The sequence below is a fragment of the Candidatus Lernaella stagnicola genome (assembly GCA_030765525.1).
Taxonomy (GTDB): Bacteria; Lernaellota; Lernaellaia; order Lernaellales; family Lernaellaceae; genus Lernaella; species Lernaella stagnicola.
On record JAVCCK010000027.1, the window covers coordinates 319,573 to 345,337 of the forward strand.

Annotated in this window: 22 protein-coding genes; 7 read left to right on the forward strand and 15 right to left on the reverse strand. The window is 60.6% G+C overall.

The annotated features are described in order from the left end of the window. Window positions 1–4: 4 nt before the first annotated feature. Together P9L99_13120 and P9L99_13125 are read right to left on the reverse strand one after the other, a co-directional pair. On the reverse strand, window positions 5–1,375 hold the full coding sequence (locus P9L99_13120; GenBank protein ID MDP8224298.1) for a sigma-54 dependent transcriptional regulator: 1,371 nt from the start codon (window positions 1,373–1,375) through the stop codon (window positions 5–7). Continuing rightward, on the reverse strand, window positions 1,372–3,165 hold the full coding sequence (locus tag P9L99_13125) for an ATP-binding protein (GenBank protein ID MDP8224299.1): 1,794 nt from the start codon (window positions 3,163–3,165) through the stop codon (window positions 1,372–1,374). Before P9L99_13125 ends, P9L99_13120 begins: the two co-directional genes overlap by 4 nt. Window positions 3,166–3,410: 245 nt before the next feature. On the opposite strand from P9L99_13125, the gene P9L99_13130 reads away from it, so the two are divergent. From P9L99_13130 to P9L99_13140, 3 genes are all read left to right on the forward strand, one after another. Further along, complete coding sequence (locus tag P9L99_13130) at window positions 3,411–6,170, forward strand: zinc dependent phospholipase C family protein (protein ID MDP8224300.1); 2,760 nt, start codon at window positions 3,411–3,413, stop codon at window positions 6,168–6,170. A 118-nt stretch (window positions 6,171–6,288) separates the two neighbouring features. Then, entirely contained in the window at window positions 6,289–6,795 is a 507-nt protein-coding gene (locus P9L99_13135) for a hypothetical protein (protein MDP8224301.1), read from the forward strand. A gap of 16 nt (window positions 6,796–6,811) precedes the next feature. Continuing rightward, on the forward strand, window positions 6,812–9,274 hold the full coding sequence (locus P9L99_13140) for a hypothetical protein (GenBank protein MDP8224302.1): 2,463 nt from the start codon (window positions 6,812–6,814) through the stop codon (window positions 9,272–9,274). Here the strand turns inward: P9L99_13140 and P9L99_13145 are convergent. Next, on the reverse strand, window positions 9,250–9,381 hold the full coding sequence (locus P9L99_13145; GenBank protein ID MDP8224303.1) for a hypothetical protein: 132 nt from the start codon (window positions 9,379–9,381) through the stop codon (window positions 9,250–9,252). The genes P9L99_13140 and P9L99_13145 overlap by 25 nt on opposite strands. Before the next feature lie 6 nt (window positions 9,382–9,387). Between P9L99_13145 and P9L99_13150 the strand changes: the two genes are divergently transcribed. Together P9L99_13150 and P9L99_13155 are read left to right on the forward strand one after the other, a co-directional pair. Beyond that, window positions 9,388–11,265, forward strand: a complete 1,878-nt coding sequence (locus tag P9L99_13150; GenBank protein MDP8224304.1) for a TonB-dependent receptor plug domain-containing protein — start codon at window positions 9,388–9,390, stop codon at window positions 11,263–11,265. A 255-nt stretch (window positions 11,266–11,520) separates the two neighbouring features. Beyond that, a complete protein-coding gene (locus tag P9L99_13155) occupies window positions 11,521–13,398 on the forward strand; it encodes a glycoside hydrolase family 3 N-terminal domain-containing protein (protein ID MDP8224305.1) in 1,878 nt (625 codons plus the stop codon). Window positions 13,399–13,465: 67 nt separating this feature from the next. On the opposite strand, the gene P9L99_13160 is transcribed toward P9L99_13155, so the two are convergent. The 6 genes from P9L99_13160 to P9L99_13185 all read right to left on the reverse strand — a co-directional run bounded on the left by P9L99_13160 (window position 13,466) and on the right by P9L99_13185 (window position 18,057). Further along, window positions 13,466–13,855 (reverse strand): hypothetical protein, encoded by a 390-nt coding sequence (locus P9L99_13160; GenBank protein ID MDP8224306.1) that lies wholly within the window; start codon window positions 13,853–13,855, stop codon window positions 13,466–13,468. A gap of 144 nt (window positions 13,856–13,999) precedes the next feature. Next, window positions 14,000–15,229 (reverse strand): hypothetical protein, encoded by a 1,230-nt coding sequence (locus tag P9L99_13165; GenBank protein MDP8224307.1) that lies wholly within the window; start codon window positions 15,227–15,229, stop codon window positions 14,000–14,002. After that, window positions 15,226–16,140 (reverse strand): 4Fe-4S dicluster domain-containing protein, encoded by a 915-nt coding sequence (locus P9L99_13170; protein ID MDP8224308.1) that lies wholly within the window; start codon window positions 16,138–16,140, stop codon window positions 15,226–15,228. The genes P9L99_13165 and P9L99_13170 overlap by 4 nt, the downstream gene beginning before the upstream one ends. A gap of 41 nt (window positions 16,141–16,181) precedes the next feature. Beyond that, window positions 16,182–16,649 (reverse strand): cytochrome c3 family protein, encoded by a 468-nt coding sequence (locus tag P9L99_13175; protein ID MDP8224309.1) that lies wholly within the window; start codon window positions 16,647–16,649, stop codon window positions 16,182–16,184. Between the two features lie 27 nt (window positions 16,650–16,676). Beyond that, window positions 16,677–17,372, reverse strand: coding sequence for a glycine cleavage system protein H (locus P9L99_13180; protein ID MDP8224310.1), 696 nt, complete (start codon window positions 17,370–17,372; stop codon window positions 16,677–16,679). 28 nt (window positions 17,373–17,400) lie between these two features. Further along, a complete protein-coding gene (locus P9L99_13185; GenBank protein ID MDP8224311.1) occupies window positions 17,401–18,057 on the reverse strand; it encodes a glycine cleavage system protein H in 657 nt (218 codons plus the stop codon). Between the two features lie 575 nt (window positions 18,058–18,632). On the opposite strand from P9L99_13185, the gene P9L99_13190 reads away from it, so the two are divergent. Further along, complete coding sequence (locus P9L99_13190) at window positions 18,633–19,205, forward strand: sulfite exporter TauE/SafE family protein (GenBank protein MDP8224312.1); 573 nt, start codon at window positions 18,633–18,635, stop codon at window positions 19,203–19,205. A gap of 77 nt (window positions 19,206–19,282) precedes the next feature. On the opposite strand, the gene P9L99_13195 is transcribed toward P9L99_13190, so the two are convergent. Continuing rightward, complete coding sequence (locus P9L99_13195) at window positions 19,283–20,164, reverse strand: hypothetical protein (protein MDP8224313.1); 882 nt, start codon at window positions 20,162–20,164, stop codon at window positions 19,283–19,285. A 107-nt stretch (window positions 20,165–20,271) separates the two neighbouring features. Continuing rightward, window positions 20,272–20,652 carry a hypothetical protein gene (locus P9L99_13200; protein MDP8224314.1) on the reverse strand — a complete coding sequence of 127 codons (381 nt, stop codon included), beginning with the start codon at window positions 20,650–20,652 and terminating at the stop codon, window positions 20,272–20,274. 455 nt (window positions 20,653–21,107) lie between these two features. Here P9L99_13200 and P9L99_13205 point away from each other — a divergent pair, with 455 nt between their 5' ends. Next, complete coding sequence (locus tag P9L99_13205) at window positions 21,108–22,853, forward strand: thiamine pyrophosphate-binding protein (GenBank protein MDP8224315.1); 1,746 nt, start codon at window positions 21,108–21,110, stop codon at window positions 22,851–22,853. Window positions 22,854–23,378: 525 nt separating this feature from the next. Here the strand turns inward: P9L99_13205 and P9L99_13210 are convergent. From P9L99_13210 to P9L99_13225, 4 genes are read right to left on the reverse strand one after another with little or no spacing between them, the layout of a single operon-like run. After that, the gene (locus P9L99_13210) at window positions 23,379–24,041 is read right to left on the reverse strand and encodes an ABC transporter ATP-binding protein (protein MDP8224316.1); all 663 of its coding nucleotides are present in this window, start codon (window positions 24,039–24,041) and stop codon (window positions 23,379–23,381) included. Beyond that, complete coding sequence (gene cbiQ, locus P9L99_13215; GenBank protein ID MDP8224317.1) at window positions 24,017–24,781, reverse strand: cobalt ECF transporter T component CbiQ; 765 nt, start codon at window positions 24,779–24,781, stop codon at window positions 24,017–24,019. Before cbiQ ends, P9L99_13210 begins: the two co-directional genes overlap by 25 nt. After that, entirely contained in the window at window positions 24,778–25,389 is a 612-nt protein-coding gene (gene cbiM, locus P9L99_13220) for a cobalt transporter CbiM (protein MDP8224318.1), read from the reverse strand. The genes cbiQ and cbiM overlap by 4 nt, the downstream gene beginning before the upstream one ends. Window positions 25,390–25,392: 3 nt before the next feature. After that, complete coding sequence (locus P9L99_13225) at window positions 25,393–25,731, reverse strand: hypothetical protein (GenBank protein ID MDP8224319.1); 339 nt, start codon at window positions 25,729–25,731, stop codon at window positions 25,393–25,395. Window positions 25,732–25,765: the final 34 nt, after the last annotated feature.

Here is a 25,765-nt window from a genome sequence, read left to right on the forward strand (position 1 = left end):
GCCTTTATTCATCCTCGTCGCCACGCAATCCGTATTTTTTGATTTTGTTGTACAACGTGACTCGGTCGATCCCGAGCACCTCCGCCGCTTTCGAGATGTTCCAGTCCAGTCTTTCAAGCGCTTCGGTGATGTGTTCCCGCTCCATGTCGCGTAGCGAACGCAAGTCGGCGTTCTCCGGCGGATCCTCAGGCACATCGGACTCGATGTTGAACACGAAATCGCCCGCGTCGATCGTTAGCGACTTGGCCACGACCATGGCGCGCTCGATGGCGTTGCGCAGTTCGCGCACGTTGCCCGGCCAGGAGTGTCGCATCAGCTTCTCCATGGCGGCCGGGGTGAAGTCCTCGAACTGCTTGCTCATGGACATCGAGTACTTCTTCAGCAGGTAGTGTGCCAACAGCGGAATGTCGGCGCGGCGATCGCGTATGGGAGGCAGCACGATCGAAAACACGTTGAGGCGGTAGTAAAGGTCTTCGCGGAAGGTACCTTCCTTAACCATCGTTTCCAGGTTGCGGTTCGTGGCGCTGATGACACGGAAATCGGTGGAGATTTCCTGCGAGCCGCCGAGGCGGAAGAAGGTTTTGGTCTCCAACACACGCAGCAGGTCCATCTGCATCTTCTGCGAAATGTCCCCGATCTCGTCGAAGAAAATCGTCCCCTTGTTGGCCATTTCCAGCTTGCCCTTGCGGGCGAATTGCGCGCCGGTGAAAGCGCCTTTTTCATGGCCGAACAGCTCGCTTTCCAACAAGCCTTCGGGGTAGGCGCCGCAGTTGATCGAAATCAGCGGGAAGTAGCGCCGCCCGCTGTTTTTGTGGATGGCGCGCGCCACCAACTCTTTGCCGGTGCCCGATTCCCCGCGGATCATCACCGTCGCGTCGGTGCCGGCCACCTCGGCCACCATCGTGAGCACCTTCTTCATCGCCGGGGTTTCGCCGACGATCTCCTCGCTCTCGAACAGTTCGTTGACCCGCTCTTTGAGCGCCAGGTTTTCCGACAACAGCCGCATGCGTTCGATGGCGTTGCGCACCAGGTGGCTGAGTTCGTCGGGGTCGATGGGCTTGCAGATATAGTCGAAGGCGCCGTCCTTGAGCGCTTGGATCGCCGTATCCACCGACGCGAACGCCGTGATGATAATGGTGATGATATTGGGCGCGATTTTCTTGATGTGCCGCTGCAACTCGATACCGTCCATGCCCGGCATTTTGATGTCGAGCAGGATGATATCCCAACTCTCGTTTTGCAGCTTCTTCAGCGCCTCGTTGGCGTCGGCGGCGGTATCGACGTGATACCCGTCGGCTTGAAACCAACTGCACAGCGAATCGCGCACCGAGTACTCGTCATCGACGATCAAGATGCTTACGTCCTCGGGATTCATTCCTCGGCTCCTTCGTTAGAAGTTGGCGGTGAGATCGCTTCTTCCGGCGCCACCAGACCGCTCGGGACGGCGTCCGGCCCACCGATCTCAAACTTTTCGGTGGGTCCGCTGCGCGGCAGCGTGATCACAAACGTGGTGCCTTCGCCCACACGGGATCTCACCACGATGTCGCCGTCGTGCGATTTCACGATTCCGTACACGACCGAGAGCCCCATACCGATGTTCTTCTTCGTGTCTTTGGCGGAGAAGAAGGGCTCGAAAATGCGGGGCAGCACGTGTTCCGGGATACCCTTGCCGGTGTCGACCACCCGCATGGTCACCGCGGCCTTGGCGTCGAAGTCGACTTCGATGGTCAGCTTTCCGCCTTTGGGCATGGCGTCCAGGGCGTTGACTATCAGCGCGACGAGCATTTGCTGCAAGCCGCTGGCATCGCAATAGATCTTGTCGTCGCCGTGGCGAACGATTTCCTTGGTCAAGGCGACGCTTTTCATGTCGGCGGTGTGTTTGATCAGGGCGATGCTCTTATCGATGATCGCCGAAACGCTTTCCCACCGGAACTCGCCGAACGATGACTTCGAAAACATCAGCAGGTTCTTGACGATCTCGCCGCAGCGCTTCACCTCCCCGGCCGAAAGGTCGAGATACTGGTGAATCTTCTCGCCCTGGGTGGGCGGCGTTTCCTCGCGACCCAGCAGCTTCATGGTGAGCTTCAAGTAGCTCAGCACGCCGGATAGCGGGTTGTTGAGTTCGTGGGCGACCATCGCCGAGAGCTTGCCCAGCGACGCCATTTTTTCGGAAATCAACACGCTTTCGTGCGCCTTTTCCAACTCCTCGGTACGCTCGAGCACTTTTTGCTCCAGCGTGCGGCTCCATTCCAGAAGCGATTCCCGCGCCTCGGAAACCCGCTGCACCATCAGGCGGAACGACTTGGCCATCTGGCCGATTTCGTCGTCGGACGCGGTGGGTAGCTCCACGCTGAAGTCACCCTCGGCGATGGCCGTGGTGGCACCGGTCAGTTGCTTGATGGGCCGCATGAGGTAGCGCGAGACGATCAGCGCGAAAACCGCCACCGCGAACACCGTGACCAGCAAGAAGATCACGAGGAACCACAAATCGGCGTAGAAGGGCGCGAGTATTTCATCCTCGAAAACCGCCACGACGATGATCCAGTCGTAGGGTTTGAAGTAACCGAATTTCGCGATTTTACCGCGAGGCGTGCCGTGTTCGTCCGGCCACGGATAGCGCAGGGTCTTGACCGCGCCGGGTTGCATGCCGCCGGTCCGGTCCCGGATTTTCAGCAATTCGGAAATGCCCGTGTCCAGCTTGAATAGGTTCATGCGTTCGAGCTGCGGGTGAACCTGGAACACGCCCTTGGAATCCAGCACGTAGGCGTAACCGGTGTCGCCGACCTGGATGCTGCGGATCAATTCGCGCAACGTCAAGAACCGGTCGCCTTCCTGCCAGGCGGGCGAAGCGCCGGTTTGGGTATCGACTTGCGCCACCGAGGTCTCGCGAATGCGGTCCAACGCCTCCTGCGCCTCGCAAGCCAGCGCGATCATCTTAATAATGCGCTCGAGTTCGCTTTCGGCGCTGCGCAGGCTCACCTGGCGCAAATCGCGCAGGCTCCACGCCGCAAAGCCGATTATGGGCAGCAGCGACACGAGTAAAAACATCAGCGTCAGCTTTTGCCCAAACCGCCCGCGCGGCAATCCGAGTATCTTTTTTCTGCCTTTTTCTTCCGTCATGTTGATCCGGCGACGTTGCGCATACACCACGCGTTTCCAACCCAAAAACCTTCTTTTCGTACCACAGTTAGAACCCTATGGGTAGGCGCTCCGCGACGCGGACTGCCTAGATGAGGCCCGTTTGGCACCTGTCGAAATGATGTCCGTCGCCGCCAAGGCCATCACGCCTAACAACCTCAACAACGCACCGTTTTTGAGACGTCATGTTTTTGCCGATTCCGGAAAGCGCGTCGCTATACTATCATTCGGTGTTTCGCGCATCCGGCTGTTGCACAAGGAGAGTTCGGAGCATGCACATCTTCTCACCGCGAAGTTGGACGGCGGCCATCCTGATCGTGACGGCTTTTGCCGCCATCACCCAAGCCGCCGGAATGAGCGTTCACTGCGAAGTAAGCACCCGCGCCGCCCACTATTTCGACTTCGACCAATACCCCGCCTATCGCGATATCGTGCAAGCGCACCCCGAAGCCTATCAGGCCGGATCTCCCTTCCCCGATTGGGGCTACGCCTTCGGGTATCACGACCCTTCCGAGGACGCCCATTGGCCTCCTTTTCTGATCACCTTCGCCGAATACATTCACGATACCTATCCCAAGCCCTGGGACGAAGATACGAAAAAACTCGTGGCATTCCTCGCGGGCGTAATTTCCCACGCCAATGCCGACCTGGATTGGCACGGGCTCGGCGGCGTGGACGAGGGCACCATCGACGTGATGTCCGAGCAGGAATTCCACGGTGACTGGAACGCCGCGCACGGCATCGCCGACACCGGCGGCGAATTCATCGACCGCTACGAGCGCGACATGGACTGGCTGGAACTGCGCTGGTATTTCCCCTTCGCGGACATCGTCGCGGTGTACGAGCGCTACGGCTACGAGCCCGGGTACATCACCGAAGAAGTGTTGCGACCGCGCACCTTCATGCTCTTTCTCGGCGCGCTGGCCAATCGCCTCGGCGGCTGGCTGCTCTACCCCGATTACGCGCGGCAGTCGCCCTTTTTGGTCGAGGAACTCAACGATTATTTCATCGGCGGCCTCGACGGCATGGCGATCCGTGTGATGTGGCAATGGTGGGATTACTTCACGATCATCGAGGAAGGCGGTTCCGACGCGCTGTCGCCCGCCGTGGCGTGGGGGGAAGTGGAGCGACACGAAAACCCGCTGCTGCCTCCTCTCGAACAACTGCTCTTCGTCGCCAACCTCGCCGACATCGAAATTGAACGAGGCGAGCGCGGCGTGACTTACATCGCCCGCTTGCCCCGCCCCCTGGTGCGCAACGACCAGATCGATAAGCCCGACATCGAGCCGGTAACGCCGGCCGTGTCTTGGTTCGCCGACGAACCGTACCGCTACGTGGGGCACCGCTTCGCGCGCGGCGATTTCAACGGCGACGGCACAGCCGATCTGGCCCTGGGCGGACACGGCTACGGCGAGCCGGGCCTGCCGCAACTGGGCGAGGTGTACGTGTTTTTCGGCGGTGCGCCGCTTCTCGGCGAGGTGTCAATCGAGGAAGCCGATCTCGTGCTGCAAGGTGGTGAATCCCACGGCCGCTTCGGCTGGCAATTGGCCGTCGTCGATCTCAACCGCGACGGCGTGGCCGACCTTGCCGTCTCGACGCCCACCACCCAAGCCGACGCTACGGAATACCGGGGCGAAGTGTCGGTGTTCTTCGGCGGCGGCGATTTCGGCGGCGAGCCCGACATCATCGTGGCGGCGGCGGAAACCTACGCCAACCTCGGCCACAGCCTCGCCGGGGGCGACCTTAACGGCGACGGGTTCGCGGATTTGATCGTCGGTTCGCCTTATGCGCGAAGCAGCGGCTCGCAAAACGGGTTGGCTCTCGTGTTTTTCAGCGGCCTGGCGGCGGGGACGTACTCTCCTGCCGACGCCGATTGGCTTGTCTTTGGCGAGCAGCCCTACGATTGGTTCGGGTACGCCCTCGGACACTACGAAACGCCGACCGGCAGGCGCATGCTCGTGGTCGGCGCGCCGGGGTGCGACACCGACGACCGGCAGGCCACCGGCACGCTCTACGCCTACGACTTCACCGGCGCGATCCCGACGGAAGCGTTTCTGGAACTCAGCGGCCGCGACGAATTCGACAAGGTCGGAAGCGCCTTCACCTTCGGCGCGTACTACGGAGACGGTGAGCCGTGGCTCGCGGTCGCCGCCCCAACCCGCAGCGACGGAAGCCTGACCCACACCGGAGCCGTGTATTTGCTTCAACTCTCGTGGCTCGCCGGTGCGCAATCGATCGACGACTTCGCCGGCGCACAAATTCTGTTCGGCGAAGCAAACTGGTCGCGGCTCGGCCGCCGTTTGGTCACCGGCGACGCCAACGCCGACGGCACGGACGATCTGTTGATCGTCCAACCGTGGCACGGCACATGGACCAAACGCATGGTCGGGACCGCCTATCTCTATCTTGGAGGGCCGGGTTTTCTGGGCGACCACACTCTCGCCGACGCCACGTGGACGATCCCCGGCCAAACCCATCAGGCAATGCTCGGCGACGCGGCGCACATGTGGGATGTCGACGGTGACGGCCACGACGATGTGCTGCTCGGCGCCCCCCGCGATTCCCGCCACGCCAGGCACGGCGGCACTGCCAATATCTACCTCGCCCCGGTGCCGCGCCCGGCTGTCCTCACCCCGGCCGTGGCCTCTCCCGGCGACGAAGGGCGCTTCACGTTGACGGGAGCCGGCTTCTTCAACGGAGAGCTGACCCTGACCTTGGGCGGCGGCGACGTCCTGAAGCCGCGCAACGTGCAGATTGAAAACGTCGAAACCGTATCCTTCGATTTGCGGATTCCCGCCCGCGCACCGCTGGGCGCGTACGAACTGACGATGGAAAACGTCTTCGGCCAAGGCTTGCTGCCCGACGCCCTGACCTTGGTGGACGACCCACCCGCCGATGATGATGACGATGACGACGACGATGATAACGACGATCATGATGACGACGATGACGATGACAATGACGATGACACGGTCGACTACACGATTCACGGCGGAGACGAAAACAACAAGGAAGACGGCTGCGGTTTCTGAGATGGACGCGCCGCCGCACACTCGCCGCGCGCTCGCTGCATAACATCGCCTGATTGACGCAACGCATGTGCTCGCCTAATATGCCCGCCGAGACATAAATACACAAAACGGATGGCGCATGCGTCGCGTATTGATGATCTGCATAACCCTGGCCTGGTTGGCGGCCCTACCGGCGTGCGGGCCCGGTTGGGAAGGGTATGACGACCAATACTCCGACCCCGGTCCGGTTCCCGCCGAGCCCTGGGAAGGCGAGGAAAGCATCTTCGTCGAATTGGCTGATACCAGCGTGGAAGTGCCGCTGGCGGGCCTGGATACGCGCGACTACCTCGGCGTGCGTGCCGTGCTGATGGCTGATTTGATCGTCGCCTCCGGCCTGACGCCGAATCCCGAATCGTACTGGTACGATTTCACCGCCACCGACGGTTACAACCTTTTTCGCAAGCGTTACGAGGACGCGACGTTACTGCCGAGTTGGGCGGAAATGACGGTCGGATACTTGTACTTCGACGCACGTTACGACGATTTAGCCGCGGGCTGGAGTCAATACCCCTGGGGCAGCGCGCTTTCGGCTTATCAAATCAAGTGGATGAACGGCGGCACGATCACGCTGCTGCCCGTCGAGTAACATCATGAGGTATGCAATGAGAAGCTTGGTTCGGTTGTTCTTGATTCTCTCGCTGTGTTTCGCCCTCGCCTTCGTATTGGGCTGCGCCGAGAAAAGCTCCGGCAACGACGATGACGACGACGAAGGCGACGACGACACGCCGCCCGAATCCGGCGTCGGCTCCTACACCATCCACTTGAATATGGTCGCCACATTGATCGGTGAAAGCCTCGAGCCCACCGGCCGCGAAGTCTACGACGCCGCCGGCGACACGGCCAACGTGGAGGCCATCGCTCTGCAAGATTACCTCGCCGCGCTGACGCCTTTTGCCGAAGATGCCGACGGCTTCGACTACCTCTTTCTAACCGAATTCGAAGACGAGCAGGTCGGCCCGATTTCCTATGCCGACCTCGCCGATGCCGTCTTTTATGAAGACACCGCGGCCGCCGCGCTCTGCCTGGGCTTCCTCAGCGCGGGCCACGAGACGCAAAGCCTGTGCGGGCTCGAACTCGGCTGGATCGTCACCGTGCCGCAAACCGACGCCTTCGATTTCGTCGCGCTGTCCGACCTCAACACGCGCACCGGCGAGACGCCCGACCATTTGGGCGAGACCGTCGCCGTGCAGGCCATCGTGCATACGGGCACGAACACCGTGGTGTCGGGAACCTACGTCAAAGCCTATCTGCAGCAGGACGGCTACGGCGTGAAAGTGTTCGCCGACGCGGGCGCGACCGAAACCAACCAGGGCTACGACGGGCAACTGGTGACCGACATCGAAACCTTCATCGGCGACGAAGTGTTCGTGCTGGGCCGCGTCACGGTGCACGACGGCATGATCGAACTCGTGCCCAAAAGCGGCTACCACCTCGCGGTGGTGTCGATCGGTAATGACGTCGCGGCCCCGTCAACATTGACGATCGACGAACTCGCGGCCGATCGCTATCGCTACGCTGCCGCGTTGGTGCGACTCAACGACGTGGAGATCGTCGACGTCAATCCGGACATCCCCACGACCGACTGGCCGATGTACGGCACGAAGTCGAAGGACATCTCGATTCGCCACACGAGCGGCGGCGCGAAAATGGTGCTGCCGGTTTACGAGAACACCGGCCTGCCCGGTTCGGACAAACCGGCGGCGGGCTTCGATCTAGCCGGCGCATTTGAAGTGAGCGGCAGTTCGAATCAGGTCTACCCGCGGCGCATCGAGGATATCAATCCCTCGGCCGAACGCCTGGCGGGACAGATCAAAGTCAGCATCAACGGCGAAAACAAAAGCGCCGTCCTGCAACTGGACGACTTCCCCACGGGCTTGCAGCCCATCGGCGACGGCGGCGCGTTGGTGCCGGTTGTGTCGCTGGCCGAAATCATCCGCACGGCGGGACTGACGCGCAACCCGCGGGTCATGACCTTCAAACCCGTTGCCTACGACGACCGCCAACCCTTCCAAACCGCCATCTGGGAAGAGATGAAAAGCGGTATGGTGTACCAGGGCACGCGGGGAAGCGCCGACCAGCCGGACCCGATGCTCAACAGTTACTTCTGGCCACAGATGGGCCTCTCGGATATCTACTACCTCAACGGCGTCAACCGGGTCGCGGGTTTCCGGACCGTCGAACCGCCCGAAGAAGGCGAAGCGGATTACGGCGAGGGCATGACGCTGATCATCAACGGCACGTCCTTCGCCGTCCCCTTTGAAGGGTTGACCAAAACCGAATACGACGGTCAGGAAGCCATCGCGGTTTCGCAACTGATCAGCGACGGAGTGATCGAGCTGTTCACCATGAGCGGCAGCTTCACGACCGATCAAATCAAGCTGCTGTACGACTACCGCTTCGTGAATCAAGGTGGCAACGAAGACGTTGTGGTGCGCTTTGCGGACCTGGCCGGCGGCTACTTGCTGCTCGGCGACGACCCGCGGATCGTCTTCCCCGAACTGGGCGATTCCTACACGCTGGATGAGGTGCTCACCGTCGATATGATGCGCTACATTCAGGTGGAATTCGGTGACGGCAGCGACCCCGTCGTCGTTTACTTGCGCGATTGCGACACCGAATCGGTCGAAAACGACGCCGGCGAGACGGTCGAAGCTGTCTTCTACGACACAGTTGCCGTCGCGGCCGGCATCGAAGACACCGATTTCAACAAGTATCTCTACGATTACTGGCTCGTCTCCGCCGACGAATTCGTCTCCACCTGGAGCTACGGCCACGGCCACTTCGACCACCTGTACATCATCCCGTATGAGAATAGCGGCTTCACCACCGACTTCGGCGAGCACAGCGTCGGCGCCTACGGCGGCCGAGCTTCGACCAAAGCCGTGTACGAAATCCAACTCGCCGAGGTGCCGCGGGAAGCGCCCTCGATTCCGGTCGTCAGCATGCTCGACGGCGAAACCGTTATCTGGGGCACCGACGCCAACACCTGCGAAGGCTGCCACTGGAAAAGCGGCGAACTGCACTTGGAGGAAATCAACTGCTACTCCTGCCACGCCGAACCCTGAGCGCGGCGCTTAAAGCGCTGCTGATCGTCCTGCTTTTCGCCCTGCCCGCCGTCGCGCAGGACGACAAGGAAGACGACTCCGCCGACGACGCGCCCGTCTTCACCCAAGGCGAGGTGATCGTTACCGGCAAGCGTTCGCCCGCGGAATTGACCGCCTCCAGCCAGGAGATCACCGCAGACGACATCCGCGCGCTGGGCGCAAAAAATGTCGCCGAAGCCCTGCAACTGGCCACCGGCATGCGCGTGGACACCGCGCCCAACGCCCTGTCGGCCAACGGCAAACAGGAAACGCTGGCCGGGCTGCGCGGCTTCGACCCCCGCAACGTGATCGTGCTCATCGACGGCATCCCCGTCTACGAACCCTATTTCCGCGTGCTCGACCTGCGGCAGATCCCGGTCGGCGATGTGGCAAAAATCAAAATCATGAAGGGCCCCACCAGCGTGCTGTACGGCCCCAACGCCTTGGGCGGGGTGATCAACATCATCACCAAGCGCGGCGCCGGACCGGCCCGCGGACACGTCGACGCCTCCTACGGCGACGTGGAAAACTTCGCGGGTAACGCCTCGGTGCGCGGCGGGGCGCGCGGCTTTGAATACTTTCTGGCGCCCGGTTTCGCCAAGAGCGAGGGCTACCGCGTCTCCGACGACTTCGAGCGCACGCGCAACGAAGACGGCGGCCTGCGCGAGAACTCCGACTTCTCCGACTACTACGCCTCGGGCAAGGTCGGCTACTTCCGCGGCTTGACCGGCCTGACCCTCGCGGCCAACCACTACGAATTCACCGGCGGCGTGCCCTTCTCGATGGAAGCGGTCGAACCCTCGACGCTGTGGCGCAAGTTCTGGCGCAAAACCGGCGTCGCTATCTATGGCGACTGGGCGCCGGTCGACTTCCTCTACCTGCGCGGCAAGGCTTTTTACACGCGTTTCTACAACACGATCACGACCTTCGAAGACACGGCGCTCTCCACCATCGCTGCCGACGGCGACGCACTCAGCACCTACGATAACGACGTCTTCGGCTACCAGCTCATGCCCGAATGGCTGCTGGGGCCGGCCGGTTCGATCACGATGTCGCTGCTCTACAAGCAAGATCGCGTCGGCATTCAAGACGAAAAGGGCGGCGAGTGGACCGACTATGCCGCCGAAACCTACTCCGGCGGCGCCGAGTACGGCGTGTCGGCGTGGAAGCTGTGGCTGACCACCGGGGCGGCGTATCACTTTTTCCGCCGCGTGGAAACGCCCGGCGACGATTTGGGTAAAGACGACGGTGTGGCCGATTACCAAGCGGGCCTAGCTTTCGTGCCCCACCCGGCCATCGAACTGCACGCGGGCGCCGCGCACAAAACGGCCTTCCCGGATCTAAAATCGCTCTACGGCTCGCAGGGCAATCCGGAACTCAAGCCCGAGGCGGCGCTGAACGTGGACGCGGGATACCGGGCCTTCCCCCTGCCGCAGCTTTCCTTCGCTTCGACGTGGTTCTACTCCGACATCACCGACCTGATCGGCAAACGGGAACTGGGCAACGAGTTCGTCCTGGAAAACATCAGCGCGGCCACCATCACCGGCGTGGAAAACACGCTGGACCTGACTTTCTTCGACGACATCCTCACCGGTGGCTTCGCCTACACCTACCTGAACACCCGCGACGAGCGCGACGAACGCCACCTCGAGCGCCTCGATTTCCGGCCCGAGCACACCGCCTCGTTCGACGGCCGCGTCACCGCGCCTTTCGGTACTTCGCTCGCGGCGCAGTTCGTGTGGGTAAGTGAGCGGCAGTACGAAGAGCCGGGAAAGGACCGCGACAAGCAGGCGCTGCCGGAATACGGCTTGCTCAGCGCCCGCCTCGCGCACCGCCTCACCTGGGACGCCGGGCGTACGACGGCCGAGTTTTTCCTCGAAGGCAAGAATCTGCTGGATGTGTATTACGAATCCGCGCCGCAGAAAGCCGCCTCCGGCCGCATGCTGAACGGCGGCGTCGCCGTCGATTTCTAACGGGAAATATTCCCACCTCCCCCGACCGTGACAACACCGGCGCCGAACTCGTCAGGCAACGATCGAATCGTCGAGATATTTGATTCGTAACCGCAAATCGCCTACCGTTCGAGGGATCAGAAAAACCCACCTGGTCGAGGTGGATTCGGCATTATGAGATCGCTTTCTTTACCATTATGCTGTGACCTGTCGCCTTCCATCTCACGACGTGTAAAGGGGACCGCCATCAAGACTTTTTCCATCAAGATGATGTGGGTGTTGTCGCTTTGCCTTTTCGCCTTCTGTTTCGCTTGCGGCGGAGCGGACGACAATGACGATTCCGCCGAAATTACCGGCGACGACGATACCGGCGCAGAGAACGACGAAATGGAAGCGAACGATTTCGGCCCCCGCTTTTGCAAAGTCGACGAAGAGAAGGTGGAAGACGTCCTCGCGGGCATGACCCTGCGCGAGAAAGTCGCGCAACTCTATTTCGTCGGCATGCAATTGACTCCCTGGTTCGATTTACCGGAGACGCAAGCCTTGGTCCGTGACTTGGGCGTCGGCGGCGCGTACATCCAGGCGGTCATCGGCGTGGGGTTCTCCACGGAGTGGAGCGTCGCGAACATCAATCGCCTACAATCTATGGCTCTTTCGCGCGAAAACCCGATTCCTCTTATCATCACCATCGATGACGAAGGAGGCATCCCGCAAGCGCTAAACGCGATGATGGGCGGCACCGACGAGCCCGGCAATATGGGTCTTGGTGCGACCTTCGACCCGGACGCGACCTACGCCTCCCACCGGACCATCGGTCAGGAACTGCGGGCATTGGGAATTAACGCCAGTTGCGGGCCCGTCGCCGAACTCATGAACCGTCACGACGAATACTCGATGTACACCCGCTGCTTCGGCGAATCGTCGGAGGAAGTTTCGCAACACGTCGCGCAGGCGGTGCGCGGGCTTCAGGGACGTCTCGTGATGGCCACTGCGAAGCATTTTCCCAGCCATGCCACCGCACCGGGCGACGAGCATTTCATGCTGCCGGTGAACGACGCGGATGAGGAAACGGTGCGCCGCGAGTATCTGCCCCCCTTCATCGCGGCCATCGAGGCGGGAACCGACGCCATCATGACCACCCACGCCGTCTATCGCGCCTGGGAGGATACCCTCCCCTCCACGTTCAGCCGCCGCATCGTGACCGACCTTCTGCGGGATGAACTCGCTTTCGACGGCCTCATCATGACCGACGACCTCAACATGGGGTCGATCACCCTCACGGAATGGGACGAAGCGCCCGACGTACTGGCCTTCGCCGCGGGCGTTGACGTGATCCTTGACTGTTTTGGCAACGGTGAGTCCATGTTCGGCTACGCGAACGGCAATCTCGCATGGCCTTATCGAGTTGCGGAGCAGGTGGACACGGTGGTGGCCGCCGTGGAAAGCGGGCGTCTGAACGAGGCGTCGATCGACGAATCGGTGCGGCGCGTGCTGCGCACGAAGATGAAATATTGCCTCTTTGAAAATCCCTTCCCCGATAAAAACGAAGCCAAGCGCGTCGTGGGGAGTCAGGATCACGCGGCGGAATCGCGCCGCCTCCACGAGCGGGCAATCACTCTGGTGCGGGACGATGCGCATCTGCTGCCCCTGCCGGACGACGGGTCCGCCCGCGTGCATGTGGTGTGCCCCGCATTTGCCCAACTCGAGATGTATCCCGATGGGGCTTGGGGCAACATCGCTTCGACGGATCTGCTGCAGGAAATGAAGCGCCTTGCGCCTGACACGACCGGTGACGTGTTTCTCGTCAGCCCGTGGCCCCTCAATGCCGACCGCATCGTGGAGCGGGCGGAAGAATCGGACGCGGACGTTCTCGTCATTGGGACCTATAACGCCGCGAGCTACGAGTCGCAGATTGATCTCGTCCGCCGCCTGCTCGATCTGGATAAGCCGACGGTTGTCGCCGCGCTGGCCATGCCCTACGACCTTGTGGCATTCCCCGATGCTCCGACGTACATTGTGACCTACAGCAATCGGGATATGGCGCTGGCGACACTGGCTCGGATTCTTCTGGGCCGGTCGGAAGCGGAAGGACGGCTACCGGTCTCGATCCCCGGCTTGTACGACATCGGTTGGAGTGTCGGATACGCGCCTTGAAGCTGCCGCGGTTTTATTTCGCTTCCGCACGGTTTTTCCGACAAAGTGTGGGTAGGCTGGAAATTTACTAAAAAATTATCGAATCGCGCCACATCAATATCGCAAACATCATAATATTGATAAACATCAACGGAATAAGAGCAAGCAGCAATAAGCGGAACCGCCACCGATTGTGGCGGATATATCCAAATAGCACCGTGATGCCGAGAATCAGGACGAGGCCCAACGCACCGGCCGCCGTCCAGATGTGATTCGTCGTCCATACGGCTACGTGCGTGGTGAGCGGCCACATGCCGCCCCAATCGCCCATCATTTTTCCGTAGTACGATCCCCATCCGACGAAGGCGAAAAAGCCGATGGCAACGAGTAGCAAATCGACCCACATCAGCTGCACGCACCCCGGGCTGACCGGCTCGCGATTCGGCGGATTCAACAAGCCTCGGTAATCACTTCGCATGTCACAGGCCCCAGGTTGGAGTGACCATGGCCCCTCGTTTCTCTTCATGAGGATTGTTTCTCATTCCGTACCACACCGCAAACCATACATAAAAAACCCGAAGCCAGGCGGCTCCGGGTTCGTGAAGGTATCGCGTACGAGGATCTAGTGATCTTCTTCGGGGAAATCCGGCAGGCGGTAGAGCACCGGCATGCGGTTCATCACCCACTTGAACACGAGGACGCCGACCGTCACCAGCGTCAGCGAGACGACGATCTCCATCCAATGCGGCACGTAGACTTCCGGCGCGTCCCAGTTCAGGCAGATGATCACGACGTTGAAGCGGTTGAGCAAGATGCCCAGCACCGCAATGCCGCTCGCCCAACGTACCAGCGAAGCGCTTTCGCGGCGGACCGCCATCGTGTAAATCACCAGCGGCAACAGCACGCCGAAGCCCACTTCGAAGAGCTTCCACCAGCCCCAACCGGTGCCGAAAAGCATGCCCCAGTTATAGCCGCGCACCATCGAAAGCACCAGGAAGGCGAAGTAGGCGAACAGCAAAAACGCCGCCGCTTTGCCCAACCCGAGGGTGAGGCGGTCTTGCGTTGCGTGATCGGCTTTCTCGACGTGTTGGCCGAACACGCGGTGCGACAGCATCGACTCGAGCACCAGCATCGCCACGCCGCCGACCAGACACGAAACGAAGAAGAGCCACGGCAGCAGGTCGGTGTACCACAGCGGGTGCAGGCGCGTGGGCATCAGCAGGAACATCGCCCCCAACGCCGACTGGTGACCCATCACCAGCACGCTGCCTAAAATGACCAGCGCAATGTGTATCTTGCTCAGGAATTTGTGGATCCAGCGCAGGTTCAACCATTCCACCACCGCGGGTAGGAATTCGAAAAACTGGATCAACAGATACAGCGCCAAATGCTCGGCCACCAGGAAGAGCACCGACGCCGTACCTAGATAATAGAACGGCAGCGGCAGTGCCCAGTAGCGGCCCAAGTCCATCGCCAACCCGGCGATCGCGAAAAAGTAGCCGAGAAAACCGGTCAGAATCGCCGGGCGCACCATCGGCTGGTAATCCTTGCGGCCGAAGATGTAGACGCCCACGACCATCGCGAAACCGCCGGTGGCCACGGCGACGCCGAAGAACATGTCAAAGCCCAGCCACATGCCCCAGGGGTTGATGTCCGACAGGTTCGTCGTGGCGCCCAGGCCCTTGATGAAGCGCAGGGCGAAAACCGGTATGCCGACAGCCAGGATGGCGGCGGCGACCAGGTTCCACGGTGTGATCAGGCTGCGCACGTAATCCTTGACGGTCATGTCCAGCAGGATGTTTTTCTTGAACCAGGAGGATTTGCCTTTATCTATCGTCGTGCTCGCACTCATTGGCCGCCCTCCTGTTTCGCCTTGGCGGCCTTGGCGATCCCGCGGGTCATCACCCAGAAACCGGCCAGCAGCACGGGCAAGCCCATGTGCATCACCGGAATCGTCTTGAGGTAACCGTAGGTCAGTTTCGGCATGGCCGTGGTGCCCACATGCGTGTTGAAGCCGATTTTTTCAAAGGGCACCTTGGAGATGTACATCCAGCAGGTGCCGCCGACTTCCTTCTCGCCGTAGATGTGGTCGACGTAGCCCGAATCCTTGCGCCCGATGCGTTCGCGCGCGACTTTGATCAGGTAGTCGCGCCGTCCGAAAATCAGCGCGCCCGAGGGGCAAGCGTCGACGCAGCCGGGCACTTGCCCTTCGGTGAGTCGCGAGTAGCACATCGTGCACTTGCTGACCCGCGGCGTGAAGGCGTCGTGGTACTCGTACGTCGGGATGTAGAACGGGCACGCCTGTATGCAGTAGCGGCAGCCGATGCAGTGCCCGGCGTCGTACACCACCGCCCCTTCCGGGGTTTTGGTAAACGCCTTGGCCAGGCAGGCCGCGAAACACGCGGGTTCGTCGCAGTGCATGCACTGGGTTTTCACGAACGTCACCGCGCCGCCGGTTTCCTCTTTCCCATACCGATTGACCACGGTGTAGCGCGAGTAGTCGTTGCGTCGCCGGGCGTCGAATACGCTTTGGTCGTCGAAGGGTTTCTCCTGCTCCGGAAGATCGTTGACTTCGTTGCAGGCGGCCTCGCAACTGCGGCAACCGATGCACAAGCTGCTGTCGAACAATACGCCGAAGCGGTCGGGGTATCCCTCGAAGTCGTGCGCCGCGTCGGCTTTGCCCGGCACCCCGGCTGCGGCGGCTGCGCCTGCCGCGCCGGTTCCGACGGCCAGTTTAAGGAAGTTTCTGCGCGATATAGACATGATCTCTGGCTCCCTTGTCGACTCAGGGTTTCATTTTGGAATTACTTGGCTTCTTTCTTTTTGGCCGGCTGCTTTTTGGCGTGGCAGTCGGTGCAACCCATCGGTCCGCTGCCCATATCTTTGTGACAAGCCATGCACTGCTGATGGAATGCCGCTTTCAAGCCGGGCGATTTGTCGTCGCTCCGTACCCCGTTCTGCCCCTGGGCGGGTTTCAGAATTTTGCGGGATGAATGGCATTCGCTGCAGGCGGGATATTCACCGGCCGGGCTGTGGTGGTGGCACTCGGTACAATTCCCGGTGTACTCCACGTGGGCCTTGTGCGTGAACTCGGCGGGTCCGTACAGATTCTCCAGACCGTTAATTGATATTTCCTCCAGACCCATCTCAGTAAGGTCCGGAGGATTATCGGCCTTTTCGCCTTCGGCAACGGCTGCCACCCCGTAAAGGAGCAAGGCCGTTGCGAGAAGGAGGAGGATAACAACGGGCCGGCCACGGTTTGACGATCTCATGGCGCCTCCTCAACTTTCGAACAGTTGTTACTTAGTCAGGAAATACTCCTTGGCGATTTCATCCCAGGCTTTGACGTCGATCACTTTCGCCATGCCGCTGATCGGCGCACCGCCATCGGCCGCGACCGCGCCGAGTTGCTGGTTGGCGCGCGAAAACAGCGCGTCCACCGCGTGCTCGGTCCACGCCTTGGCCACAATACCCGACAACAGGTTCTTGAGATTGGTGGCCATGGACGGGGCCTCGATCTTCATCATCCAACCGGCGCCGAAGGGATCGTCCGCCGCGGCTTTCGCAGCCGTCTCGTTGATCGCCACGACCTTGCCGCTTACCGGCGCGAGCATTTCGACGGCTTTGCCATCGGCATACAGCGTCCAGGCGGGCTCACCCTGTTTGAGCTCTGTGCCGATCTCGGGCAGTTGCACACGATCAATCCGGCCGACCAATTTCGCCGCGAAGTCATCCATGCCGACCGTCGCCATCGCGCCCTCGGGCCGCGCCCAGGTATGGCCGGGATGGAAGGAAATATCCTCGGGTACCAGGATGCCTTTGACCTGCTCCAAAGCGCGGTCGAAAACCGACGCGCGGGCCACCGCGATTTGCGGCTGCGGTTTGTGGAGCACGCGGTAGAAAACCGCGAAGGCCGCCATGAACAAGAAAGCGACGCCGTATTCGAGGATCTTGGAGTCGCGGACAAAATCTACGAAGGTATGAAATTCAGTCATCGTTCTGCCCTCTTCGTACCTGTGTCGGTCACTTCGAACCGAACAGTTTCTTGGCAATCGCTTCCCACTTGTCGTCGTCAAGCTGGCTGGCCGCGCCGTTGATCATCTGCGCGCCGTCGCCATAAGCCATGCCCAGTTCAGGGAAGCTTTCCTGTACCAAGCGGGCTTTTTGCATGTCGATCCACTTGAGAAAGCGCGACGGAGTGTACAGATCAGGTACTTCGCTCGCAAGGGCTTCCGGCAAAATTTTCACGACCCACCCTTGGTAGGGCGCGTCGGCCAGCATGCCGGGGTTTTCCAGCAACTCGTGATTGACTTCAATCACCCGCCCGCTGATCGGTGCCATCTGCGTCAGGCTGCGCTCGCCGAAGTGAATCGTCCAGGCGCGCTGTCCCTTCTCGACCTTGGCGCCGACTTCCGGCACGTCGATCTTCGTGATTGCGCCCACGAAGCGATTCGTGAAATCGTCCAGCCCCACCTCGACCACGGCCCGCAACACGCGCACCCAAGTGTGTCCCTGGTGGAACAACAGATTCTGTTGCTCTTCGACCTTTGGGGCGAGGTACTGATCGATCGCCTCGTTCTTCGCAAGCTCCTTCGCTTTCCTTTCCGCCAACCTTTTGATGACCAATGCGTCCACCGCAATGGCCACCAGGAATGTGGCGAAGATCAGTGCGAATACCATGGCTAGTCCTCCTTATTTTTTCTGCGCGTGTTCATCACATAACTTCTGGTCAAAAGCGCCGCCGAGAATCATTCCCGCCGCTACCGTTACGAAAACCAGGATGGCAACCATTTTTAGCCTCCTTCACTGCGTCGTTCTGCCCCTCTGTAGTACAATGACCGTGCCAAAAAATGCGTTTCTCGAGTTCGCGGGAGAATTACATCAACAAATACAACCTTTTCAATGGCTTACACTGAATGGCCATTCACCCGGGTTTGTTGTATTTTTCTACACACAAAACTCGCTGTGTGTAGAATTTCAACACACTTTCAGAAAGCCCGCCGAAATCAGGTCGTAAGGCACTGTATTCGCTATGCTTTTCCCCATGTGATGAATTTATCAACACACTGTTGAAGTATTCTACACAAAAACCGGGTTTCTTGAGCGGTTCGGTAAACGAGAACTTCGAGCCGGAAAACGAGTGCTTTCGGCCTCAAATCGACAAATTCATCCTTTAATTAAAGGAAGGCACTTTTCCGATAACTCTTTGGCCGTTTCTTCGGTTGTGGCACGATTCGGCTGCCGGTGTTCGGCATTTGGCGCAAATTGCCCTACTTTCGAGGCTGTTTTTCGACTTTTTGGCGCAGTATCCGCAGTTTATGCAGTTACTCGGCGTCGGTTTTGTCTGGATCAGCCTACATTGCGCCGAAATGTGCGGCCCCATCGTGCTCGGCCTCGACCTCGGCGACAGCATGGCTTACCGCGAGTGGGATTCCCTTCGTAAAATCGATAAGTTCCGCCATTCAGCCAAGCATATTACCGCCTACCAAGTCGGGCGCTCGATCACCTACGCGATCATCGGCACGGCGGGCGGCACGGCGGTGCTCGTCTTGGCCGGGCGGGGTTTCGATTTTCGGCGCGAGGTCGGCCTGGCTGAGCGCGGGCTGGTCGTCGGGTGTTTGCGGGATGATCCCGCAGGCCTGCATTTGCTTGAAGATGTCGTCCTGGCGGAATGCTTCGGGGTCGCCGTCGCCGACGACTTCCACGAGCATGGCGTGGACGGGCCGGCACCCCGGGCAGCAGAATTCGCCCTCCCCCCGCACCGGCAACCCGCACAGCTTGCAGGGGCGAGCTGTCCTAGGTTCTGTAAGATCGCCTATGAATCATGAGTATCGTTTTCTTCTTCAATGCGGGCAAGCGGATATATTCCTAACAGGCGTCCAGACTTAGCATCGAGTAAGAGTCGCTACTCATCAAACTGGTTGCGATATGCCGCCTCGAATAGTTCGCGCAACAAGTCCCGGTTTTTTCGGGCGGCGTCTGTTGAAAGCTGAAAGGAGAGCCGCGGTTTTGCTTTCGCGCTCTCCAATACGGGGATGTTCTCGTCTTCAAGCCGGGATTTCCATGCTGCTTTATCTACGAGCCTTACTTCGACGCGCGCAAATGCCTTTTTCGCACGGAAAAGGACGAAAATCACGCTGCGCCCACCGATTGTCAAACCGATGTAATATTTGTTGAACTTGATTTGAATGTCCGCATCGATTTCTCGAAGTATGTCGAAACATTCATCAACGATCTTCAACGATTTCTTTGATCCTTTGTCCTCCCAATACTTTCGGTCGACTTGTTGACCTCCATTGTCATCGTCTTCGTCGTCACCCAATACGATCTCGTCCAAGACCTTCGTAAAACCCAACGTAATGTTGTCGCCAATCTGTAATGCGTTCACTTGAAGTGCAATCAACGGAATATGGCTATTGATAATATTGATGACGTTTAAGAACCGGGAGGTGATTTCCTCTGCCACTAGGACGGCGCAATGATCGAATTGAGGATAACGTTTTCTTTCGATATCCCAGTATTCGATGGTCCTAATGATATGGCTTTCATCAACCGCGCCCAGCATGATTTCCACCTCGTAGCGCTTCCCGCTGTCGGGGTCCCGAAGCAGAAGGTCTAATCTGCCGGCCTTCGGATGACGTCGCTCTACATCTTTGACTTCGAGGTCACCTAAACCGAGAATCGTAGGATCTTCAACTATTCGCTCCTGCAACCACTTTTCACTAAATAACGGATGATCTTTCAACTGAACCTTCGTTGGTTTTACATAACTGAGTTTTTGAGGCATCTGGGTCACCTATAGGTTTGTTATCGACTTGATAATTGTTCTTACTAGATACGACTTGTTGATTAGATGCGCAATGGGATTTCTTGGTCGCGTTTTCGGTGTATCCCTCACCCCCCGAATTTCTTATCGGCGGCGGCGCGGTTGCGGGCGCGGTAGGCGTCGAGCTTGAGGTGGCGGGTGGTGGTGTACTCGGGGTAGTAGGTTTTGATCATCTGTTGGCCAGCGGCGGTGCGGCGCATGCGCTCGAAGTCGATCGACAGCCACATGAGAAACGAGGTGACGGGCGATTTTTCCAAGTAGGCGGTGAAGTAGCCGTGCGTGGAGTAGGCCGAGCCGCCGGGCACTTCGTTCACGCCCCCGTAGTCCCAGGCGGCGGGCGGGCGGATACCGACGAAGAGGAAGGCCACCGCGCCGTAGGCCAGCACAAAGCCGCAGATCAGCATCACGACCAGCCACGTTTGCGATTTGGGAGTTTTGTGTTCGCTCATATCCGGATCCCCATCTTGGCCACGATGATCGTGACGGCGACCAGCCAAATGATGAAGCCGAGGTACAAGCCCTTGAGCACCAGCGGGATGCCCGGCTCGGCATGCTCGTCGGCGGCGCCGCCCTCGCCGGTCGGCTTGCGTTAGTGGCGCACGCCTATCTATTTCAAATAACTACGTTTTGTTTTTACAATAAGGTCGCGATCAAGTTATGTGCCCCATCAATAACCTTTTGTACTCAGCGCTCGTTATCTCAGCAAAATAATCGTTCCCGGATTCGCCCCAACGTTTCCCCTCCCGGAACAAGAAGCCAAATAATTTGCGTTTTCGAGACTGCATCTTACTTTTCATGCATGCCCCACGGGGGATGGCAACCACAAAAGAAACGCGATTCGGCCGGCGCTATGCCGACCCATCGCCCATGCAAAGCAAACTGAAGAAAACGAAAGGAATCGACCATGGCCTACGGCGGCAAACTCGTGGCCGACGTCTTACGCAACCAGCGCGTCGAATTCCTATTCACCCTGTGCGGCGGGCACATCTCGCCGATTTTCATTGAGGCCAAGCGCGCCGGACTCCGCGTGATCGACACCCGCGACGAAAAAAACGCCGTGTTCGCCGCCGACGCCGTGGCGCGTCTCAGCGGGACCCCCGGCGTGGCCGCGGTGACCGCCGGGCCGGGCGTGACCAACGCGCTGACGGCCCTGAAAAACGCGCAGATGGCGCAGTCGCCGGTGGTGCTTCTCGGGGGTGCGACCGCCACCTTCCTTAAAGGACGTGGTTCGCTGCAGGACATCGACCAACTCGCGGTCGTCAAACCGCACGTGAAATGGGCGGCGACGTGTAAGACCGTCCGCGAACTCGTGCCCACCCTGGAGCAAGCGTTTCAGCGGGCCGTCGACGGAGTGCCGGGGCCGGTGTTCGTCGAGTTGCCGGTCGATCTGCTGTACGACGAAGCGCTCGTGCGGCAGTGGTACGGCGACGCCAAAACCAAGGGACGCGGGCTCGTGGAAAAAGGAATCAACACCTACCTCGACTACCACGTCAATCGCTTGTTCAGCGGCGGCGATCCAAAAGCCGTCGGACCGGCGGCGCAGCGGCCGCACGTCACGCCCTCGGCCGGTCAGGTGCGGCGGGCCGCGTTGATGCTCGCCCAAGCCCGGCGGCCGGTGCTGCTGGCGGGCAGCCAAGCCATGCTCTGCGCGTGCGAAGCCTTCGCGATGGACCACGCCGTCGAGACGCTGCAAATCCCCGTCTACCTCTCGGGCATGGCGCGGGGTCTGCTCGGTCGAAATCACCCGCTGCAACTGTTTCACAAACGCCGCGAAGCCCTCAAAGAGGCCGACCTGGTGATTCTGGCCGGCGTGCCCAACGATTTCCGGCTCGACTACGGCCGCCACATCAGCCGCCAAGCGAAGGTCGTCGCCGCCAACTTCGACCGCGCCGAAATGAACCGGAACCGCCGCCCTACCCTCGGCGTCCAGGCCGACCCGGGGCTGTTTCTCATCGCCCTGGCCGACGAAGTCAGCCGTACGCGCCACGACCACGCCCGCGCCTGGCGCGACTGGGCGCGCACGCTGCGCGAACGCAACGATGCCCGTCAGGCCGACATTGAAAAGCGCGCCGCGGACCCGGTGCCGGGCATCAATCCGCTGCATCTGGCGATGGAAATCGATAAGGCCATGGACGATGACAGCGTGATCGTCGTCGACGGCGGGGATTTCGTGGCCTCGGCCTCCTACGTGATGCGACCCCGCGGGCCGTTTCGGTGGCTGGACCCCGGCGTGTTCGGCACCCTGGGCGTGGGGGGCGGCTTCGCGCTCGGCGCGAAATTGCGGCGTCCCGAAGCCGAAGTGTGGCTCATGTACGGCGACGGCTCGGCGGCCTACAGCGTGGCCGAGTTCGACACCTTCGTCCGGCACGACACGCCGGTGATCGCCGTGGTCGGCAACGACGCCTGCTGGTCGCAAATCGCCCGCGAACAAGTGGAGATCTACGGCGACAGCCTCGCCTGCGACCTGCGCCGCAGCGATTACCACCTGGTCGCCGAAGGCTACGGCGGCAAGGGCCTGCTGCTGAGCGATCCGCAAGACATCCCGCGCGTGCTCGCCGAAGCCAAACGCATCGCGAAATCCGGCACACCCGTGCTCATCAACGCCCACATCGGCGCGACCGACTTCCGCAAAGGCTCAATCTCCATGTAACCGCCAGGCTGAGCCTGGACCCAAAACCGAGAGAATCCGCCGACGATGTTGTCACAGCGACCGCTCCCGTTGGTCGCTCGGCGAGCTTCACACCAAACCGTAGGAGCGACTTTAGTCGCGACCGGGCAAGGCCCGGTGCTGAAAACGCCAGGGTGGCATAGTCTCACCGCCATCGGCGGGGAGGCTGTGCGGCTCAGCCTTGGAAAACGGGGACATGTACTTGTTACGTGTCCCGGGTTTTACCGCTCAACCCCGGCCCCTCTTACCCAAAGTGTACTCAACATGGGGGGTCGGGCACGGGGCGCACGCGGATTTTAACGAAATACTAAGCGATGATGATCCCGCCAAGAGTCAACGCGATCAGCAACGCCCAAATGGTTCTTTCAATTAGATTGTTCCAGGTCATGATATTTTCCTCCCGGTTGCAACAACTCGAATCGGCGCCGCGACGGGCGCATCTTCTATCTATTAGACGTACGGCGACCACCATACATTTCACTCAAAAACAAAAAATGCGGAAGAATCTCAAGAAGCGGCGGTAATTTCGCCGTTTTGCATCAACACGACCCGCGAGGTGAGACTCGCCAGATCTTCCCGGCGATGGGAGATCATCACCCAACCCACTCCGGTGCGTTCCAGCGCTGCGGCGACCCGCTCGCGCGCCTCGGTATCCAGACCGGCGAAGGGTTCGTCGAGCAGCAGAATTTCGGGTTGCATGGCCAGGATCGTCGCCAGCGCCGCCAAGCGCTTTTCGCCGCCCGATAGTTGATACGTAATGCGATCCTCGTAGCCGGACAGCCCGACCGCCTCTAGGGTGTCGCGCACGCGCCGCTCAACCTCCGGGCGCGGCAGGCCCAGGTTCAGCGGCCCGAAGGCAACGTCTTCGGCCACGGTGGGCGAGAAGAGCTGGTCGCCCGAATCCTGAAAAAGCAGGCCGATGCGGCGGCGCACTTCCAGGAAGTCCGCTTCTTCGCGGCGCTTGCGGCCGAAAATCTCGACGCGTCCGGCCTGGGGTTGCAGCAGGCCGACGATGATGTGGAAGAGTGTCGTCTTGCCGCAGCCGACCGGCCCCAACAGCCCCACGCGCTCGCCAAGCGACACGGCGAAGTCCAGGCCGTTGAACACGACGCGGTCACCGTAGGCGAAGCACACGCCTTGTAGATTTATCGCCCGAGCGGGCTCGTCCATTCCCAAACTCCCAGCGCGGTGACCGCCGCCATGAACGCAATGAACGCCGCCGTATCGGCCCGCCGCCAATGCGGATGGCGGTAGGCCGGTAGCGTGCCGGTAAAGCCGCGCAGCACCATGGCGTCATACACGCGGGCGGCGCGGTCATGGCCGCGCACCATCAAGGTGCCGACAAGGTACGCGTAGCTGCGGTAGGTGTGCAAGTTCGAACGCGGCACAAAGCAGCGGACTTTCATGGCCCGCCGCAGCCGTTGAAATTCCAGCGCCGCGTCGTGCAGGAAGCGCCACGTAAAAAAGAAGAGTTGGACCAGCTTGTGCGGCACGTGCAAGTGGGAAAGCCCGTGGGCCACGTTGAAAATCGTGCTCGTGGCGATCAGCGCCGTCAGTGCCAGCAGAATCGCGTTCGCCTTGAGGCTGATGTGCCACGCCAGGCGCACGCCGTCGGCGCGAACGGTCAGCGGCCCCAGCGAGTAAAGCGACTCGCCCACACCGCTCAGCGGCAGCATGACCCAAAGCAACACGATGAACACGTTGAGGGCGACAAGCCGCCGTAGCAGGTGCCGCAGGGGTGGGCGCGCCGCGATCAATAGCGCAATCGCCGCACCCATGGCGGCCAGCAACACCGGTGCGGCGTCGGACCCGGCCACGACGACGGCGAATGCGATCGCGGTCAGCAATTTGGCGCGTGAGTCGAGGCGATGCAGCCAGGTATCGCCGGCGGCAAAAGGTTCGGCAATCATGACGCCGCGGCTCCGGCCAGCATCTGCGGGCGCACTTTGCGCAGGAAGGCCACGAGGAACAACGTCAGCACGCCCTCCGCGCCGGCCAAGGGCAGGTGCGCGAGAAACACGACCTTGGCGGTGGCAACGAAGGCTTGTCCGGTGGTGATCAACACGAGCATAAGGAGCGCCGCGGCCGCCACGACGCCGACGACACCTGCCGCAAACGCCGCCGCGAGCGCAGTCGTGCGGTTATCGCTCGCGACCCAGCGGCGCAGCAGATAGTACACCGCGATACCCGGCAGGCCGATCACGCAGGTGTTGACGCCTAAGGTCGTCCAGCCGCCGTAACCGAAGAGAATCGCCTGGAAGGTCAGCGCCACGAGTACGGCGGGCAGGACGGCGCGCCCCAACAACAGGCCGACCAGACCGATCAACATGAGGTGCATGTGCACCGGGCCGACGGGCACGTGCACGAAGGAGGCGAGGAAAAAGACCGCCGCCGTCATCGACATCTTGGGTATGTCGCGCGGTTCGGTGGCGGCCAGGCCGAGGCCTACGCCGACCAGCGCCACGACGCCGCCGATCACCAAGGTCGGCGCGCCCAATACGCCGTCGGAAATGTGCAACGGTTACTCCTGCGTTTTTGCGTCGTCGGGCGTGAGAGTGTATTCGCAGCGGTGTCCCAGCAGATCTTGGATGACGATTTTTACACCGTACGGACTGCCCTCGACCTCGAACGCAAACTCGCCTTTGTCGTCGGTAACGCCCCGGACCATGGTTTTGCCGTGGATGTCCACGATTTTAAGATTGGTTTTCTTCATCGGGCTGCCGTCGTTATAGCATGCCGCGACGCGCACGGTTTTGCCGTCGATCGCCACCTTCATTTTGGCGGCGTGAGCTAAAGCCATGGTAAACACCGCCATTAATGCCACGGCTACAATTAACCACGTGTGTCTTTTGCTCAGCATCAACCCCCTCTTCGCTCCTGGCGGCTACGTTATC

What these genes read in the sequence shown, in the direction of transcription:
- P9L99_13165 (MDP8224307.1), bottom strand. Translation starts at nt 15,229, where the DNA reads ATGAGTGCGAGCACGACGATAGATAAAGGCAAATCCTCCTGGTTCAAG.
- P9L99_13140 (MDP8224302.1), top strand. Translation starts at nt 6,812, where the DNA reads ATGAGAAGCTTGGTTCGGTTGTTCTTGATTCTCTCGCTGTGTTTCGCC.
- P9L99_13210 (MDP8224316.1), bottom strand. Translation starts at nt 24,041, where the DNA reads ATGGACGAGCCCGCTCGGGCGATAAATCTACAAGGCGTGTGCTTCGCC.
- P9L99_13120 (MDP8224298.1), bottom strand. Translation starts at nt 1,375, where the DNA reads ATGAATCCCGAGGACGTAAGCATCTTGATCGTCGATGACGAGTACTCG.
- P9L99_13130 (MDP8224300.1), top strand. Translation starts at nt 3,411, where the DNA reads ATGCACATCTTCTCACCGCGAAGTTGGACGGCGGCCATCCTGATCGTG.
- P9L99_13195 (MDP8224313.1), bottom strand. Translation starts at nt 20,164, where the DNA reads ATGCCTCAAAAACTCAGTTATGTAAAACCAACGAAGGTTCAGTTGAAA.
- P9L99_13205 (MDP8224315.1), top strand. Translation starts at nt 21,108, where the DNA reads ATGGCCTACGGCGGCAAACTCGTGGCCGACGTCTTACGCAACCAGCGC.
- P9L99_13170 (MDP8224308.1), bottom strand. Translation starts at nt 16,140, where the DNA reads ATGTCTATATCGCGCAGAAACTTCCTTAAACTGGCCGTCGGAACCGGC.
- P9L99_13175 (MDP8224309.1), bottom strand. Translation starts at nt 16,649, where the DNA reads ATGAGATCGTCAAACCGTGGCCGGCCCGTTGTTATCCTCCTCCTTCTC.
- P9L99_13180 (MDP8224310.1), bottom strand. Translation starts at nt 17,372, where the DNA reads ATGACTGAATTTCATACCTTCGTAGATTTTGTCCGCGACTCCAAGATC.
- P9L99_13200 (MDP8224314.1), bottom strand. Translation starts at nt 20,652, where the DNA reads ATGAGCGAACACAAAACTCCCAAATCGCAAACGTGGCTGGTCGTGATG.
- P9L99_13160 (MDP8224306.1), bottom strand. Translation starts at nt 13,855, where the DNA reads ATGCGAAGTGATTACCGAGGCTTGTTGAATCCGCCGAATCGCGAGCCG.
- cbiQ (MDP8224317.1), bottom strand. Translation starts at nt 24,781, where the DNA reads ATGATTGCCGAACCTTTTGCCGCCGGCGATACCTGGCTGCATCGCCTC.
- P9L99_13225 (MDP8224319.1), bottom strand. Translation starts at nt 25,731, where the DNA reads ATGCTGAGCAAAAGACACACGTGGTTAATTGTAGCCGTGGCATTAATG.
- P9L99_13185 (MDP8224311.1), bottom strand. Translation starts at nt 18,057, where the DNA reads ATGGTATTCGCACTGATCTTCGCCACATTCCTGGTGGCCATTGCGGTG.
- P9L99_13135 (MDP8224301.1), top strand. Translation starts at nt 6,289, where the DNA reads ATGCGTCGCGTATTGATGATCTGCATAACCCTGGCCTGGTTGGCGGCC.